The following is a 14536-nucleotide window of genomic DNA, read 5'->3' as shown; positions in this document are numbered from 1 at the left end:
CAGCCTTCGCGGCAATGGCCGCAAATTTGAGGAAGCAGAATGAAGACAGTTATCCTCGTTGCTCTCGGCGCGATGCTCATACCGACAAGCCTCCGTGCCGCGGACTACTGCGACGACAAATTTGAACCTGGAGAGAGCCCCGACGGCAAGGCCATGCTTATGGTAAGCTCGATGATGTCCCTCGCACTCGCTGAGCGCTATTGCGGCGCGCCACCGACACCGCTTTCCCAGATCAACGTCGTTGTTGAAGAGTTGCATGGATGTGGGCCGCGCGCTCGGCTTGAGGCGGAATTCAAAAAAGGATGGAAGGGGCAGAAGCAATGACGACTGACGCGCTCATCCGCGATCTCGTCGCCGAAGACGACAAGGATGTTCCCCAAGCCGAAGTGGATCGACGTGCCAAGGCTGGCATCGAAGCGGAGTTGGGAGGTTGCAGCGAACTTCTGAAGATATACCAGGACTTTCAGGATCGATATCGCAACCCACCCAAATGGCCGCATGAGCCTGACCAGTAGCGCGCCGTCAATGGCGGGCTGCATCTCCGTCGGCCGCGCCGCTCACCACGAGGTCGTCGCGGTGGATCATCGCCGAACGCGCCTCGTAGCCGAGCACGGTTTCGATCTCGGTCGTCTTCAGGCCAGCGATCCTTACGGCATCGGCGGCATCATAGGCAACCAGCCCGCGCGCTATCTCGCGGCCCTCGGGCGACAGGATGGCCACCGTATCGCCGCGCGCAAAATTGCCGCTGACCAATTTGACGCCGGCCGGCAGCAGCGACTTGCCGGAGAGCAGCGCGCTGATCGCGCCGGCATCGACGGTCAGCCGTCCTGCAGGTTCGAGCTGCCCGGCGATCCAGGTCTTGTAACCCTTGACCGGATTGGCGCTCGGCCGGAAGAAGGTGGCGCGCTCGCCGCGCTCGATTGCCAGCAGCGGCGACAGCCGCGTGCCCGATGTGATGATCATGGCGGTGCCGGCGGCGGTGGCGATCTTGCCGGCGTCGAGCTTGGTGCGCATGCCGCCGCGCGACAATTCCGAAGCGGCAGCACCCGCCATTGCCTCGATGTCGGGAGTGATGCGGTCGACGACGGGAATGAACCGAGCTTGCGGGTCACGCGCAGGCGGTGCCGTGTAGAGCCCGTCAATGTCGGAAAGCAGCACCAAAAGGTCGGCGCCCATCATAGTGGCGACGCGCGCCGCCAGCCGGTCGTTGTCGCCATAGCGGATTTCCGATGTCGCCACCGTGTCGTTCTCGTTGATGACCGGCACTGCCGTCATCTTGAGCAGCGTCGAGATCGTCGCCCGCGCGTTGAGGTAGCGGCGGCGCTCTTCGGTGTCGCCGAGCGTCAGCAGGATCTGGCCCGATTTCAAGCCATTCTTGCCGAGCGCATCCGACCAGGCGCCGGCCAAGGCGATCTGCCCGACGGCAGCAGCGGCCTGGCTCTCCTCGAGCTTCAGCGCTCGCTTGCCGAGGCCGAGGATGGTGCGGCCGAGCGCAATCGCCCCGGAAGACACGACGAGAATTTCGGCGCCGCCATTGGCCAGCACGGTGATGTCGTCGGCAAGCGAGGCCAGCCAGTCGCGCTTCAGGCCCGTCGTGCGGTCGACAAGCAGCGCCGAGCCGATCTTGACGGCAATGCGCCGATAATTTTTCAGCGATTGCGCGGCCATGGCTATGTGTTCCAGCGCGTCTCGACCGGCGCAGCGACAGCTTCGCGGGCCTCCGCCACCACAGCCATCAGCGCGCGCAACACCGCCTCGACGCCTTCGCCGGTGACAGCAGAAAGCAGCATCGGCGCGCGGCCGGCGGCGCGTTTCAGCGAGGCGGTCTTTTTCTTGCGTGCGTCGGCATCGAGTATGTCGACCTGGGAAAGCGCGACGATTTCGACCTTGTCGGTTAGGCCGTTGCCGTAGGCTTCGAGCTCGGCACGCACGGTCTTGTAGGCCTTGGCCGGATTTTCTTCCTGCGCCGAGACAAGATGCAGAAGGACGCGCGTGCGCTCGACATGGCCAAGGAAGCGGTCGCCGATGCCGACCCCTTCATGCGCGCCTTCGATCAGGCCGGGAATGTCGGCGATGACGAATTCGCGCCCGTCGATGCGGGCCACGCCAAGGCCCGGATGCAGGGTGGTGAAGGGATAGTCGGCGATCTTCGGCTTGGCCGCGGTGACCGCCGCCAGGAAGGTCGACTTGCCGGCGTTGGGCAGCCCGACAAGGCCGGCATCGGCGATCAGCTTCAGCCTGAGCCAGATGTTGAGCTCTTCGCCTGGCAGTCCGGGATTGGCGCGGCGCGGCGCCTGGTTGGTCGAGGTCTTGAAGTGCTGGTTGCCGAAACCGCCATTGCCGCCCTTGGCCAACAGAAAGCGCTGGCCGACGACCGTCAGATCGCAGATCAGCGTCTCATTGTCCTCGGCAAAGACCTGTGTTCCGGCCGGCACTTTCAGCGTTACGTCGGCACCCTTGGCGCCGGTCATGTTGCGGCCCATACCGTGCGTCCCGGTCTTGGCCTTGAAATGCTGCTGATAGCGATAGTCGATCAGCGTGTTTAGTCCGTCGACTGCCTCCACCCAGACATCGCCGCCGCGGCCACCGTCGCCACCGTCCGGACCGCCGAACTCGATAAACTTTTCGCGGCGGAACGACACCGAACCGGCGCCGCCGTCGCCGGAGCGGATGTAGACCTTGGCTTGATCGAGAAATTTCATCGGATTGTATGGTTTCTGTTATTGGCTTTGCGGGATTGCTCTAAACCAAGGCGGGTCGAAGGGCGAGGGCCGTTTTTACTACTGTAACGTCGCGCGTATCTCTGGACGCGTAGCCTTTGGTTGACCCTTGCCGAAAATCGATCTTCGGCTTTCCAAGCGCGAGATGTCGGAATGAAGCTGGTAACTTACAATATCCACTACGGCGTCGGTCTCGACGGCCGGTACGATGTCGGCCGTATCGCCGACGCCGTGCGCGGCGCCGACGTGATCGCGCTGCAGGAGGTCTCCCGCGCCAACCCGAAGAATGGCGGCCGCGACATGGTGGCCGAACTCGGCGAGGCGCTGCCCGACTATTTTGCCGTTTACGGCAGCAATTTCGAAGCCGACGCTGGCTCGCGCTTGGAGAACGGCCGCGCCATCACGACCACCTTCCAGCTCGGCAACATGCTGCTGTCGGGGACGCCGATCCATCTGTCGCGCAATCTCCTTTTGCCGCGCAGCCGCAGTTTCGAAGCAATGAACTTCCAGCGCGGCGCGCTGGAGGCGCTGATCGAAACGCCGCTTGGTCCGATCCGCTTCTATTCCACCCATCTCGACCACCGCAGCCCGGTTGAACGCCTGAGCCAAATCCGCTTTCTGCGCGAACGCCTATTAAACTACCCGCTCGAGGGCGGCGGGCTCTCCGGCGTCGCCGAGATCGGCTTGCCGGACCTGCCTTGTCCTGAAGCCTTCGTCGTCATGGGCGACTTCAACATGCTCGCCGGATCGCCGGAGCACGTCGAACTCGCCGGCCAACCCGACCATGAATTCGGCATGCCGGTGACCGCCGACCTCGCCGTCGATGCCGCCGTGCGCCTCGGCGCTGCCGGCGCCGATCTCGTCACCTGGGTCGACCCCAAGCGGCCGGGCGATACCAGCCGCTACAAGCGCATCGACTACATCTTCACCAGCGCTTCGCTTGCCAAATCGCTGAGGCGCCTGTGGGTCGACCGGCAAGTGGCCGGTTCGGATCACTTGCCGGTCTGGGTCGAGATGGCGTGATGTCAACGTTGGTCCGCAATCTTTCGCGCCGAGGTGTGTCGAGATTCAGGTCAGGCCGTGCCGAGAGTGGTGGCTTCCGAGAACCGGAGCGGAGCGTACTTAGAGTACGTGAGCACCGGAAGCGCAGGAAGCCGCCATTCGCAGGCCGGCATCACCTGAATATCGACATGCCTCAAAAATGCACCCAGTTCCTGAGACTGGTCCAGGTCTTGCGATCGAGGCGGTAGCGTTCGACCGGCACCTGACCGGCAACGATCGAATTCAGCATGCCCTGGCCGGCATACTGGAAGCCGCATTTGTGGATGACGCGGCGCGAGGCCGGATTGATAACCCGCGTCGAGGCGTGCAGCACCTGGATCGTGGTTCTCTGGAAGGCAAGGTCGACCAGTGCGTGCGCTGCCTCCGTCGCGTAGCCGCGTTTCCAGTACGGCTCGCCGATCCAGTAGCCGAGCTCCAGCCCGCGATCCGTTGTGTTGAGTCCGGCACAGCCGACGAAGGTCTCGGTGCCGGCCAGCGTCAACGCATAGGCGATTCCAGCCCGGCGCGATGCCGTCATAGCCAGGAAAGCGCGTGCCTCCGCCTCGCCATAGGGATGCGGCATGCGAGCCAGCATTTCCGCGACATGGCGGTTGTCGGCGAGCGCCACCAATTGCTCGATGTCGCTTTCACGCGGGGCACGCATGACCAGCCGCTCGGTCGCGAGCACCGGGCAATCTATCGTGTAACTTTCGTCGTCTGAGTCTTCCGCTTCGGCAACCATGTCAGTCCTCCAGGCAAGAAAAAAGGGAGATGGAAACCCATCTCCCCTGATCCTTTTCCTGGCTTGGCCAGACACCGGTCCCGAGATGGGTGCCGGTGTTCTCGTGCGGAACCGGCTACTCCGCTGCCTTCGTCATCGGGTTCACCGATACGTAGGTTCGGCCATTGGCTTTTTTGTTGAAGGTGACTGCGCCAGCTTCGAGCGCAAACAGCGTGTGGTCCGTGCCAATGCCGACATTGGTGCCGGGATGCCACGTCGTGCCACGCTGACGAATGATGATGTTGCCCGGAATCACGGCTTCGCCGCCAAACTTCTTCACGCCGAGTCGCTTGGAATGGGAGTCGCGACCGTTGCGCGACGATCCGCCAGCTTTCTTGTGTGCCATCTAACTACTCCGATGCGCCGTGAGGCGCCTAAACGATCTTATGAACGCGTTCGCGTTCCGTTTCAAGTCCGATCCGGCGACGATTGCGCCGGTTCGTTTTACTTTTTCGCCAATTCCTTGGCCTGCTCGCGCCAGTCCTTGATCTGGTCGGCGCTGAACGGCATGTGCTCGTCGATCTTGGCGACATCCTTGTCGGACAGTTTCGCGATCTGTGCGAAGGTCGTGATGCCCTGTTCGTTGAGCTGGCCGGCTGCAACCGGACCGATGCCCTTGATCACGGTCAGATCGTCGGGTTCGCCCTTCGGTGCCTTGAACAGCGGAGCGGCGGTTTCGGTTGCCTTGGCCTCGGTCGTCTCAGCCTTGGCTTCCTTCTTCGGCGCAGCCTCTGCCTTGCCTTCGGCCTTCGGCGCGGCTTCAGCCTTCGCCTCGGTCTTGGCTGCAACCTCGGCCTTCGCTTCGGTCTTGGCGGCGGCCTTCTTCGCCGGCTTGGCGCCATCCAGCAGGATCTCGGCGATCCTGACGGTGGTCAAAAGCTGGCGATGGCCGATCTTGCGGCGCGAATTCTGCCGGCGGCGCTTCTTGAAGGCGATGACAGTGCGGTTCTTGCCCTGTTCGACGACTTCGGCGGTGACCAAGGCGCCGTCGACGAACGGCGCACCGAACGTGACGTTCTCGCCCTCGCCATGCGCGAGCACCTGGCCGATCTCGACGATATCGCCGACATTGGCTTCGAGTTTTTCGATCTTCAGGAGATCGTTGGCGGCAACGCGATACTGCTTGCCGCCCGTTTTGATGACTGCGAACATTTTTTGCCTTTCGCTGTTCGGTCGGCCTTGATGAACCGCCTAAGGCGGTTCGGCCGTCTTTTTGTCAGTCTGCGGGTTCAAAAAACAAGCGGCGCGGAAGATCCCTCCACGCCGATTGCGCGCTGTCCCTAACCGAAGGTTCGGTTTGAGTCAAGGCAAGCGCCGCGGGCAAGCTGCAAACGGGTTGAGCCCAGTCCTTGCAAATATCGAGCAGCGGCTGCCGGAGGCTCGAAGGAAGCAGGGACAGAAGCTGCGGCGACGGGGCAGATTGGCCCTTGTAACCTGCCTGTCCAGCCGTTATCTAGTGCGCCGCGCCGGCAACGGCGGACCATGACCGCGGAGAGGTGGCAGAGTGGTCGAATGCACCGCACTCGAAATGCGGCATGGGTGCAAGCCCATCGGGGGTTCGAATCCCTCCCTCTCCGCCACTTCCGAATGGTACGACCCGAGCCATAGATAACTGCATCTCTCATCGCGCCGGTAATGGCTTAAGATCGCGGCCTATGCAGCCTTCCGCCGCAATTGGCTCACACTTAGCCACACCGCCGAAACCAGAAAGTAGAGGGCGCCTACTGCGGCATAGCCGGCCACGTTGCTGATGGATGGCGGCATCGGCATCCGCGCCTGCACGATGAAAAAGGTGCCTGCCAGCGCTGATTGCCCTCCGCTCAGGATCATCGCCCACTGTGCACCAGAGCTCTTCCAACGGCGGACAGCGGTGCCGAGTTGAAGCAGGCCGGACAGGATCGCCCATAGGCCGAACACCCCGAGCACCCAATTCATGCTCATCTTCAGCGCAACAACGACCGCGAGCGTTGTCGCCACACTGACCACGACGTTGATGGTCTGCGTGCGATTCTGTCCCAATCCTCCGCTGCGCGATGCGTCGACAAAATTGGCCAGGGCATCCCATGCAGGATAAGCCACGAGTAACACCGCCGCGATCTCCCCGGAATTCTGTCCCACCGTAAAGGCAGCCGCCACCCAGGCAGCCGAGAACGCCGTCCGAGCGAAGTAATAGAGCTTGAGCCATTGTTCCTGGCTGGCACGGGAAAGATCGCGATTGTGAACCGTCATTGGATGTCCTTTCGACTAGTAGGTAGAGAGTCTTGACGAACGTCGCGGAGCCGTTACGGCTATGGTTGGTTGAGATCTTAGTGTCGTATGTGGAGGGAACGCGGAGCGAGCCGCTCCAGGAGCGGGCCTGTTATGACGCCGAATATCGTCGGGTCGCCATAGGCCCGTGCCGAAAGCATCGCGCCGTGGACAGTCGCCATGAACGCTTCAGCCTCGGCGCGAGGGGTACTCATCAGTTGAAATTGGCCGCGCCGCGCGCCGCGCTCCAGCACGGATGTAAGCCAAGCCGACAGGGAGCGGAAATGCGCCCGGACCTCAAGGCGGACTTCCTCGGGCAGAACGGGGAGCTCGCTTGCCAACAGCGCGCAGATACAAAACGGGGCGCTGGCGTCCGCAATGCAGGCTTCCCAATACCCGGCATAGATCCGCAACTGTTCGAGCGGATCGGATTCGTGAAGTTCGACATTTGCCATCCCCGCTTCAGCTTCTTCCCGATACCGCGCAACCAGCGTCCGAACCAGATCGACTTTGCTTGGGAAATGGTGATGGATGCTCGCCTTACGGATCCCGACCACAACAGCGATGTCGGCATAACTGAAACCGTTGTAGCCGCCAGCGACGATCAGAGAACGCGCACAAGCCAGGATGTCGTCAGAGGTGGTAGACAAGTTGCTCATGCCCATACCTACCTTCTGGTAGGATGGCCGTCAAGCCTACTTGCAAAGCGAGTAGCGTGAAATTGGGTGGCTTTGGCGTAGACGTCATTCGATCTTCGTTGATCTCGGCTCGCCATAAATTCAGAAAGCGCCGGGTGTTTGTCGATCGAGGTAGCCATCCCACTTCGGGGAGGAGGGCAACGCCCTCCGGTCGACCGGATCATTGCGATCGCCGGGCGGCACTAGGCGTTTGCACCGACTGCGCTATCTCCCCATCGTTAGCCTTGTTCTATCGCTGGTTGAAGACTGGGAGGTTTCCATGGATCGGCGACTATTTTTGACAGGAATGTTTGGCATTGCCGGGGCCGCGGCCCTTGCAAGCACAGTTCGGCCAATCAACGCAGTGGCCGGCGTTCCAACTGCCAGAAGCGGCATTCTCGATGAACTCGAGGCGCCGGATGTCGAGACCTTCGACGACGACGAAACTCAAGCCGAGTTGCAACCAGTCTATCATCGCCGGTGGCACCGGCCGCGTCGGCGCCGCCGGCGTGCTTGGAGAAGGGTCTGTCGCGTCTACTGGCGAAATGGCTATCGGCGCAGGCGGTGCTTCCGCAGGCGCGTGTGGGTCTGGTTTCGATTCTAGCAACTGGCCGGCTTGAACCCTGGCCATTGCGGCCGGGGTTTTCGCCTCAGGCGGCCGTTAGCGCCCTTGGAGAGTTTGTCTAAGGGCGCCCGAGGAGGCTGACGGTGTTTGCAGGTTTCAGAGCCACCAGCTTGCGACTGGACGATACGACCATTTTCGCTAGGGTCGGCGGCACCGGTCCGCCGCTGCTGCTTCTTCACGGTTTTCCAGAAACGCATCTGATGTGGAGGGATATCGCCGCAGCCTTGGCGCCCCGCTTCACGGTGGTCGCCGCCGACCTTCGAGGCTATGGGCAAAGCGGATGCCCGGTTTCATCTGCCGATCATAGCCCATACGCCAAGCGCGCCATGGCCGGCGACATGGTTCAGGCCATGAAGCAGCTGGGGTTTGAGCGGTTCATGGTTGCCGGGCATGACCGTGGCGGGCGGGTTGCCTATCGCGTGGCGCTCGACCATCCCGACAAAGTGCTCAAAATCGCCGTCCTCGACATCATCCCCACCGCCGCAACATGGGATCGGGCGGATGCCAGACTGGCGCTCGGCTTCTGGCCCTGGAGCCTTCTTGCCCAGCCGGAGCCCCTGCCGGAGCGTCTGATAGGCGCGGCTCCCGATGCCGTCGTCGACGATGCAATAACGCAGTGGGGATCGTCGGCGAAAATGGTCTCCAAAGAGGTCAGGGACGCCTATGTTGATGCGCTTCGCGATCCCGCGCATATTCACGGCATCTGCGAAGAGTATCGCGCCGCTGCGACGATCGATCGTGAACATGACGCGCTGGGACGAGGCAAACGGTCGTCGCATCGAGTGTCCGCTACTGGCGCTATGGAGTGGCGAAGGCGGCCTGGAGAACTGGTACACGAGAGAAGGCGGGCCGCTGGCTATCTGGAGGAAATGGGCCGACAGAGTGGAAGGACGCGCTGTCCAAGGCGGGCACTTTTTCCCAGAAGAGCACCCCGGCAAGATCGCAGCGGTTCTCTCGGAATTCTTTGAAGACAAACAGGACGGTCAGCACAGAGTATTGTAGAGGTCACATGCTTCAGTTACGCGGAACCTCGGGAGCGCTTCGCGGCCTGAGATCGAGAGCCCTCCGAAAATCCGCCTGTCCGGCATCAACGTGCTTGATAAGGGAATGAAGGCGATCTCCACGGCCGCGCCTCTGATGTGCAGCCTGATGTTTGTCGGAAGTTGCGCATCGCCTTTGCCCGCATCCTTTGATGCTGCGAAATACGACAAGATGAGTTGCGTCGAGCTCAACGTGGCGATGGGCGCTGTCGCCGACGAAATGTCGGCGACAGCCATCGCTCGTGGCAAAGTCGTCCACACCAACATTCCGGGCTGGCTGTTGGGAGGGCAGCGTGTCGCCTCGACCGTGGCTGCCCGCCAGAGTGCGAAGATCGAGCGCTTGCGGCAGCAGGAGGCTGCGATTGCGGCGGCGAGGCGAAGCAGGTGCTGATTGCGTCACTGAAGTGGGTCTTCAGCCCGCCACACCAGATTGATGCGCAGCGATCGCGCCGAGGAATATCTCGCCGAAATCCTTGAGCTTGGCGGCGCCGACACCGTTGACCGCGGCGAAGGCGTCCAGATCACGCGGGCAGCGTTCGGCCATATCGATCAGTGTACGATCCGAAAAGATCACGAAGGCCGGCACCTGGCGTTCCCGGGCAAGACGCAGCCGTACAGCCTTGAGCGCGGCCAGCAGCACCGAATCCAGACCTTCCGTGCCTGCTGCGGTATCCTGTGCGGTCCGTATCTTGCCTCGCGATGGCTGGCGCGCGTCCACGCGATACCGGAACGATGCCTCGCCCCGAGCCAGCGCACGGCCCTTCTCGGCAATGGCGAGGCCGCCATGGCCGGTTGAGTCCAATGTCAGAAACCCTCCCGCGACGAGCTGGCGGACCAGCGACAGCCACACATTTTTCTTGTGCGCGACACCGGTGCCGAAGCTGGCAAGCCTGTGGTGGTTCCTGTCCAGGACCTTCTCGGTTTCATGGCCGAGCAGAACATCGACGACATGGGCGGCGCCAAAGCGCTCGCCGGTCTGTGCGATCGCCGCCAGGATGATCCGCGCCTCCGCCTCGCCATCCGCATGCGGCCCCTGGTCGAGGCAGTTGTCGCAATTGCCGCAAGGCGAAGCACTCTCGCCGAAATAGCCAAGCAGGATCTGACGGCGGCACTGCGTCGTCTCGCAATAACCGATCAGCGTATCGAGCCGGCCATGCGCGCGCCTTTTGTGCTCAGCCGGCGCGTCCTCGTCTTCGATGAAAAGCCGGCGCATGCGGATATCGCCGAGACCGAAGAGCATATGTGCCTCGGCCGCCCGCCCGTCGCGGCCGGCCCGTCCGATTTCCTGATAATAGGCCTCCAAGCTGCCCGGCAGGTCGGTGTGGAAGACATAGGCGACGTCCGGCTTGTCGATCCCCATGCCAAAGGCGATGGTCGCCACCATCACCACACCGGACAAGGTCATGAAAGCGTTTTGATTCGCTTCACGCGCGTCCTTGCTCATTCCGGCATGATAGGCGAGCGCGCGTACGCCGTTCCGCTCCAGGAACGCCGCCATCTCTTCGGTCTTTTTGCGCGACAGGCAATAGACGATCCCGCTGCGGCCTGCATGGCGCTGCACGAAGTTTAGCAATTGGCGCTTGCTGTCCTGCTTGGGCTCAATGCCCAGCTTGATGTTCGGTCGGTCGAAGCCGAGCACCACCGTATCGACGCGCCCGTCGAACAGTTGCGCGGCAATGTCGGTGCGCGTCGTCTCGTCCGCCGTCGCCGTCAGCGCAATGATCGGCACTTTCGGGAAGATATCACGTAGTCTCGACAATTCTTCGTATTCGCGCCGGAACGCCGGTCCCCATTGCGAGATGCAATGTGCCTCGTCGATGGCGATCAGCCGGACATCGAGCTTGGTCAACGCCTCGAGCATTCGCACGGTCATCAGCCGCTCCGGTGCAAGATAGAGCAGGCGCGTCTGGCCTGCGGCGACACGACGCCATGCAGCGACATTGGCATCGCGGTCGAGCGAGGAATTGATCGTATCGGCCGCCACACCGGCAAGCCGCAATGCGGCGACCTGATCCTGCATCAGGGCCACCAGCGGCGAAACGACAATGGTGAGCCCGCCCAGCACCAGCGCCGGGACCTGGTAGCAGAGCGATTTGCCGGCGCCGGTCGGCATGACAGCCAGCACATGATGCCCGGCCAGCAGCGCCTCCATCACGGCCGCTTGGCCGAGACGAAAATCATCGAAGCCGAATACATCCTTCAGGACGCGCCGCTTGGAATCCTCCACCGGGACGCTCGCCGCTATCTGCATTTAGGGAACTTTCGGGGATACGACCTGCCGAAATTCGCCGGCGAATCGCCAGGTGGTTGCCTGGACAGCAGATTCGAACATTTATCGACCCCTCTGGTCCTGTCCGCGGCACCGCCCAAGGCGAACTTCTCTCTCATTGGCCGATATCAGACCGTCCTTCCAGCCCCTATTCGCTTTGGCTGTGAATATCGCACCGCCTCGGAGCGGTTAATCCTATCTTCACCATCATTCGGCAGGTTCAGGTTCTGCGGTGATGTTTTGAGTACCGCGGCGCCACAAGCGCCCAGGCAACACGCCCGCGTCTCTCCGGAGGCGCGGGTTTTTTCGTTCTGAGAACCGGCTGCCTGATCTTCGGGCCCGCAGCTCAGTCGAGGAAATCGGCGCGGTGCGGCGTAAAGCTGTCGACCAGTCGTCCCGCCTGCAGCGCCTTGACGCCATGGACAAGGTTGGAAGGAACGATGAAGCTGCTTCCAACTTCCAGGATCTCGGTCCTGCCGTCGATGGTGACCTCGAAGCGCCCTTCGGCGACGTAGCTCGCCTGGACGTGCGGGTGCGAGTGCAGCGCGCCGACGCCACCCTTGTCGAAACCGAACTCGACCATCATCAGCTCGTCCGTGTGCAGGAGCACGCGTCTGCGGTTGCCATCCGGCGTCGGCGTCCATGCGCCCTCACCGGCATGCGAGAAGATTTTGGTTCCGGTCATCGCCAAACTCTCATCTTTGGTTGTTCATCGCGCCAGCCAGCCGCCGTCCACCGGCATCACCGCGCCATGCATATAGTTCGATGCCGGCGCCAGCAGGAAGACGGCTGCGTCGCCGATGTCTTCCGGCGCGCCCCAGCGCCCGGCCGGAATGCGCGCCAGGATCGACGCGCTGCGGTCGGGATCGGCGCGCAGCGCCTCGGTGTTGTTGGTTTCGATATAGCCCGGCGCAATACCGTTGACATTGATGCCTTTTGCCGCCCATTCGCATGCCAGCAACCGGGTGATGCCGAGCACGCCGTGTTTGGAGGCGGTGTAGGAGGCGACACGAATGCCGCCCTGAAAGCTCAGTACCGAGGCGATGTTGACGATCTTGCCACGCCGTCCCGGCTCGGCAAGGACGCGCCTGGCAAAGCGCTGGCCGAGGAAGAACACCGTCTTGAGATTGACGCCGATGACGTCGTCCCAGTCGGCTTTGGTCAAGTCGACCGCGTCGGCACGCCGGATGATGCCGGCATTGTTGACCAAGCCGTCGAGCGGCCCCGTATCATCCCAGACGCGGTCGAGCATCGCCTGGGCAGCGGCATCGTCGCCAAGGTCGCAGCGGACCGCCTCGAAGCGGCCGCCGGCCGCCGCAATCTTCTCCGCCGTCTCGTCCATCGCCGACCGGCCAACGCCGACCACCGCGCCACCGGCGCGCGCGATCGACACGGCGATGCCCTGGCCGATGCCGGTATTGGCGCCGGTAACGAGGATGCGCTTGCCGGCAAGGCTGAACGCAGAGAGGTCGCTCACCTGAGCTCCTCCATCATTACCAGGTCAACGTCGGTATAGTCGACATTGTCGCCGGCCATCGCCCAGATGAAGGCGTAGTTCGAGGTGCCGGCGCCCGAATGGATCGACCATCCCGGCGACAGCACCGCCTCCTCGTTTCGTATGACGAGATGGCGCGTTTCGTCCGGCTCGCCCATGAAATGAAACACCCGCGCCGCCTCCGGCAGATCGAAATAGAGATAGACTTCCATGCGCCGATCATGCACATGGCATGGCATGGTGTTCCAGACCGAACCGGAGGCAAGCTGCGTCATGCCGACGACAAGCTGACAGGTCTTTACCCCATCGGCATGGATGAACTGGAAGATCGAGCGCTCGTTGGAGGTCGCCTGGCTGCCGAGATCGAGCCGCTTGGCATCGCCGATGCGGATCAGCCGGTTGGGATGGCCCTGATGCGCCGGCGCGCTGAGCAGGTAGAATTTAGCCGGCGCCGCCGGATTGGTCGCAGCGAACGATACCTCATCCGTGCCCATGCCGAGATAGAGCATGTCGCGCGCCTGCAGCTCGTAGGATTGACCGCCGGCTTTCACGATGCCGGCACCGGCGATATTGACGATGATCATCTCACGGCGGTCGAGAAAATTCTTGGTCCCGGTCGGCTTGATCGCCTGCAGCGGCAGCGGTGTACCGGCGGGCATGGCGCCGCCGACGATCATGCGGTCGTAGTGGGTGTAGGTCAGGCCGATGCGGCCGGGTCGGAACAAGTCCTCGATCAAAAAATTGTGTCGCAGCTCGTCCGTTCCCATGGCAGCGGCAGAAACAGGATCGATGGCGAAGCGGGAGGTGAAATCCGTATGATTGTCAGTGTGATTCATTGCTGTCCCATGGGGCTGCCTCAATTGCTTATTCAGTGCCCGCGGCCTTGACCGAATCGGCATAAAAAACCTGGCGCGCGTGCAGGCGCTCGCGATAGCGCTGCTGGCTGGCACCGAGATGCGCGCGCATCGCCTCCCGGGCCGCCTCGGCATCGCCTGCCGAGATGGCCTTGAGGATTACCAGATGCTCACGTTGCAGGCCGCGCTGATAGGCGTCCGATTGGGCGATCTCGGTCGACCATGGCGAGGTCACGTCGCAAGGAATGGCGCGCCGGCCGAGCACGTCGAGCATCTCGACATAGAACGGATTGTTGGTGGCGCTGGCGATTGCGCGGTGGAAAGCAAGGTCGGCCGGTCCCGTCGGCTCGCTGTTGAGGAGCAGCCGTTCGAATTCGAAGAAGGCTTCCTGGATCGCCGCTTCCTGCGCGGCGTTGCGGCGGATGGCAGCGAGCCCGGCGGATTCGATCTCGATCGCCAACCTGACTTCGAGCACGTTGAGGGCGATCGAATCCTTGCTGCCCATCTCCGCTGCAAGAGCACCGAATGCTGTCGAGATATGCTCGGTGACGAAGACCCCGGCGCCTTGGCGCGGCTCGACCAGGCCGTCCGCGGCAAGTTTGGCCAGCGCTTCGCGTATCACCGTGCGGCTGACCCCGAAGGTCTCGGTCAACTGGCCCTCGGTCGGCAGCTTCTGGCCTGGCTGGATCTCGCCCGCCTGCAGTTGCTTGCGGATCGCCGCAACGACGGTTTCCGAAAGTTTCGGTCTTCGTTCGACGCGGAGGCCGGCTGCGGTGTCTGAGGCCAT

At 62.6% G+C, this 14536-nt stretch carries 17 protein-coding genes and 1 tRNA gene; 6 read left to right on the top strand and 12 right to left on the bottom strand.

Annotated features, from left to right (window positions below):
* Positions 1-39 precede the first annotated feature (39 nt).
* Both NKI79_RS19640 and NKI79_RS19635 read left to right on the top strand, forming a co-directional pair.
* Positions 40-324 carry a hypothetical protein gene (locus NKI79_RS19640; RefSeq protein WP_352479601.1) on the top strand — a complete coding sequence of 95 codons (285 nt, stop codon included), beginning with the start codon at positions 40-42 and terminating at the stop codon, positions 322-324.
* Positions 321-515: a hypothetical protein gene (locus tag NKI79_RS19635; RefSeq protein ID WP_352803546.1), complete on the top strand. Its 195-nt coding sequence runs from the start codon at positions 321-323 to the stop codon at positions 513-515. Before NKI79_RS19640 ends, NKI79_RS19635 begins: the two co-directional genes overlap by 4 nt.
* Positions 516-522: 7 nt before the next feature.
* On the opposite strand, the gene proB is transcribed toward NKI79_RS19635, so the two are convergent.
* Positions 523-1668 (bottom strand): glutamate 5-kinase, encoded by a 1146-nt coding sequence (proB, locus tag NKI79_RS19630; protein ID WP_352479599.1) that lies wholly within the window; start codon positions 1666-1668, stop codon positions 523-525.
* 2 nt (positions 1669-1670) lie between these two features.
* On the bottom strand, positions 1671-2702 hold the full coding sequence (gene obgE, locus NKI79_RS19625; protein WP_352803543.1) for a GTPase ObgE: 1032 nt from the start codon (positions 2700-2702) through the stop codon (positions 1671-1673).
* 171 nt (positions 2703-2873) lie between these two features.
* Between obgE and NKI79_RS19620 the strand changes: the two genes are divergently transcribed.
* Positions 2874-3743, top strand: coding sequence for an endonuclease/exonuclease/phosphatase family protein (locus NKI79_RS19620; protein ID WP_352803540.1), 870 nt, complete (start codon positions 2874-2876; stop codon positions 3741-3743).
* Positions 3744-3915: 172 nt separating this feature from the next.
* Here NKI79_RS19620 and NKI79_RS19615 read toward each other — a convergent pair whose 3' ends face one another.
* The 3 genes from NKI79_RS19615 to NKI79_RS19605 all read right to left on the bottom strand — a co-directional run bounded on the left by NKI79_RS19615 (position 3916) and on the right by NKI79_RS19605 (position 5694).
* Entirely contained in the window at positions 3916-4503 is a 588-nt protein-coding gene (locus tag NKI79_RS19615; protein WP_254820471.1) for a GNAT family N-acetyltransferase, read from the bottom strand.
* 115 nt (positions 4504-4618) lie between these two features.
* Positions 4619-4888 (bottom strand): 50S ribosomal protein L27, encoded by a 270-nt coding sequence (gene rpmA, locus NKI79_RS19610; protein ID WP_023678077.1) that lies wholly within the window; start codon positions 4886-4888, stop codon positions 4619-4621.
* A gap of 98 nt (positions 4889-4986) precedes the next feature.
* Positions 4987-5694 (bottom strand): 50S ribosomal protein L21, encoded by a 708-nt coding sequence (locus NKI79_RS19605; RefSeq protein WP_352803537.1) that lies wholly within the window; start codon positions 5692-5694, stop codon positions 4987-4989.
* A 338-nt stretch (positions 5695-6032) separates the two neighbouring features.
* Between NKI79_RS19605 and NKI79_RS19600 the strand changes: the two genes are divergently transcribed.
* A tRNA-Ser gene (locus tag NKI79_RS19600) sits at positions 6033-6122 on the top strand.
* Positions 6123-6195: 73 nt separating this feature from the next.
* Here NKI79_RS19600 and NKI79_RS19595 read toward each other — a convergent pair.
* Positions 6196-6771: a DUF308 domain-containing protein gene (locus NKI79_RS19595; RefSeq protein WP_352479595.1), complete on the bottom strand. Its 576-nt coding sequence runs from the start codon at positions 6769-6771 to the stop codon at positions 6196-6198.
* Between the two features lie 77 nt (positions 6772-6848).
* Positions 6849-7448: a TetR/AcrR family transcriptional regulator gene (locus tag NKI79_RS19590; protein ID WP_352803635.1), complete on the bottom strand. Its 600-nt coding sequence runs from the start codon at positions 7446-7448 to the stop codon at positions 6849-6851.
* Between the two features lie 843 nt (positions 7449-8291).
* Here NKI79_RS19590 and NKI79_RS19585 point away from each other — a divergent pair.
* Both NKI79_RS19585 and NKI79_RS19580 read left to right on the top strand, forming a co-directional pair.
* Positions 8292-9059 (top strand): alpha/beta fold hydrolase, encoded by a 768-nt coding sequence (locus NKI79_RS19585; RefSeq protein WP_352803632.1) that lies wholly within the window; start codon positions 8292-8294, stop codon positions 9057-9059.
* 139 nt (positions 9060-9198) lie between these two features.
* Positions 9199-9522, top strand: a complete 324-nt coding sequence (locus NKI79_RS19580; protein WP_352803534.1) for a hypothetical protein — start codon at positions 9199-9201, stop codon at positions 9520-9522.
* Between the two features lie 21 nt (positions 9523-9543).
* Here the strand turns inward: NKI79_RS19580 and recQ are convergent, their stop codons facing one another.
* The 5 genes from recQ to NKI79_RS19555 form a co-directional block, all read right to left on the bottom strand.
* Complete coding sequence (gene recQ / locus NKI79_RS19575; protein ID WP_352803533.1) at positions 9544-11382, bottom strand: DNA helicase RecQ; 1839 nt, start codon at positions 11380-11382, stop codon at positions 9544-9546.
* A 364-nt stretch (positions 11383-11746) separates the two neighbouring features.
* Positions 11747-12085, bottom strand: a complete 339-nt coding sequence (locus NKI79_RS19570; protein WP_352803531.1) for a cupin domain-containing protein — start codon at positions 12083-12085, stop codon at positions 11747-11749.
* Between the two features lie 24 nt (positions 12086-12109).
* Entirely contained in the window at positions 12110-12877 is a 768-nt protein-coding gene (kduD, locus tag NKI79_RS19565; protein ID WP_352504895.1) for a 2-dehydro-3-deoxy-D-gluconate 5-dehydrogenase KduD, read from the bottom strand.
* Positions 12874-13731, bottom strand: coding sequence for a 5-dehydro-4-deoxy-D-glucuronate isomerase (gene kduI, locus NKI79_RS19560; RefSeq protein ID WP_352803529.1), 858 nt, complete (start codon positions 13729-13731; stop codon positions 12874-12876). The genes kduD and kduI overlap by 4 nt, the downstream gene beginning before the upstream one ends.
* Before the next feature lie 28 nt (positions 13732-13759).
* Positions 13760-14536 carry a FadR/GntR family transcriptional regulator gene (locus tag NKI79_RS19555; protein ID WP_254820462.1) on the bottom strand — a complete coding sequence of 259 codons (777 nt, stop codon included), beginning with the start codon at positions 14534-14536 and terminating at the stop codon, positions 13760-13762.

It is taken from the genome of Mesorhizobium sp. M0340 (assembly GCF_040321535.1).
GTDB lineage: Bacteria > Pseudomonadota > Alphaproteobacteria > Rhizobiales > Rhizobiaceae > Mesorhizobium.
Note: the sequence above shows the minus strand (reverse complement) of the source record. Positions and strands in the feature narration are given on the sequence as shown.

Excerpts from the sequence above, each read along its gene's own strand:
- NKI79_RS19620 (WP_352803540.1), top strand. The coding sequence starts at position 2,874 with ATGAAGCTGGTAACTTACAATATCCACTACGGCGTCGGTCTCGACGGC.
- NKI79_RS19580 (WP_352803534.1), top strand. The coding sequence starts at position 9,199 with ATGAAGGCGATCTCCACGGCCGCGCCTCTGATGTGCAGCCTGATGTTT.
- NKI79_RS19590 (WP_352803635.1), bottom strand. The coding sequence starts at position 7,448 with ATGAGCAACTTGTCTACCACCTCTGACGACATCCTGGCTTGTGCGCGT.
- NKI79_RS19595 (WP_352479595.1), bottom strand. The coding sequence starts at position 6,771 with ATGACGGTTCACAATCGCGATCTTTCCCGTGCCAGCCAGGAACAATGG.
- recQ (WP_352803533.1), bottom strand. The coding sequence starts at position 11,382 with ATGCAGATAGCGGCGAGCGTCCCGGTGGAGGATTCCAAGCGGCGCGTC.
- NKI79_RS19570 (WP_352803531.1), bottom strand. The coding sequence starts at position 12,085 with ATGACCGGAACCAAAATCTTCTCGCATGCCGGTGAGGGCGCATGGACG.
- NKI79_RS19640 (WP_352479601.1), top strand. The coding sequence starts at position 40 with ATGAAGACAGTTATCCTCGTTGCTCTCGGCGCGATGCTCATACCGACA.
- NKI79_RS19635 (WP_352803546.1), top strand. The coding sequence starts at position 321 with ATGACGACTGACGCGCTCATCCGCGATCTCGTCGCCGAAGACGACAAG.
- proB (WP_352479599.1), bottom strand. The coding sequence starts at position 1,668 with ATGGCCGCGCAATCGCTGAAAAATTATCGGCGCATTGCCGTCAAGATC.
- obgE (WP_352803543.1), bottom strand. The coding sequence starts at position 2,702 with ATGAAATTTCTCGATCAAGCCAAGGTCTACATCCGCTCCGGCGACGGC.
- NKI79_RS19585 (WP_352803632.1), top strand. The coding sequence starts at position 8,292 with ATGTGGAGGGATATCGCCGCAGCCTTGGCGCCCCGCTTCACGGTGGTC.
- NKI79_RS19555 (WP_254820462.1), bottom strand. The coding sequence starts at position 14,536 with ATGGCCTCAGACACCGCAGCCGGCCTCCGCGTCGAACGAAGACCGAAA.
- rpmA (WP_023678077.1), bottom strand. The coding sequence starts at position 4,888 with ATGGCACACAAGAAAGCTGGCGGATCGTCGCGCAACGGTCGCGACTCC.
- NKI79_RS19605 (WP_352803537.1), bottom strand. The coding sequence starts at position 5,694 with ATGTTCGCAGTCATCAAAACGGGCGGCAAGCAGTATCGCGTTGCCGCC.
- NKI79_RS19615 (WP_254820471.1), bottom strand. The coding sequence starts at position 4,503 with ATGGTTGCCGAAGCGGAAGACTCAGACGACGAAAGTTACACGATAGAT.
- kduI (WP_352803529.1), bottom strand. The coding sequence starts at position 13,731 with ATGAATCACACTGACAATCATACGGATTTCACCTCCCGCTTCGCCATC.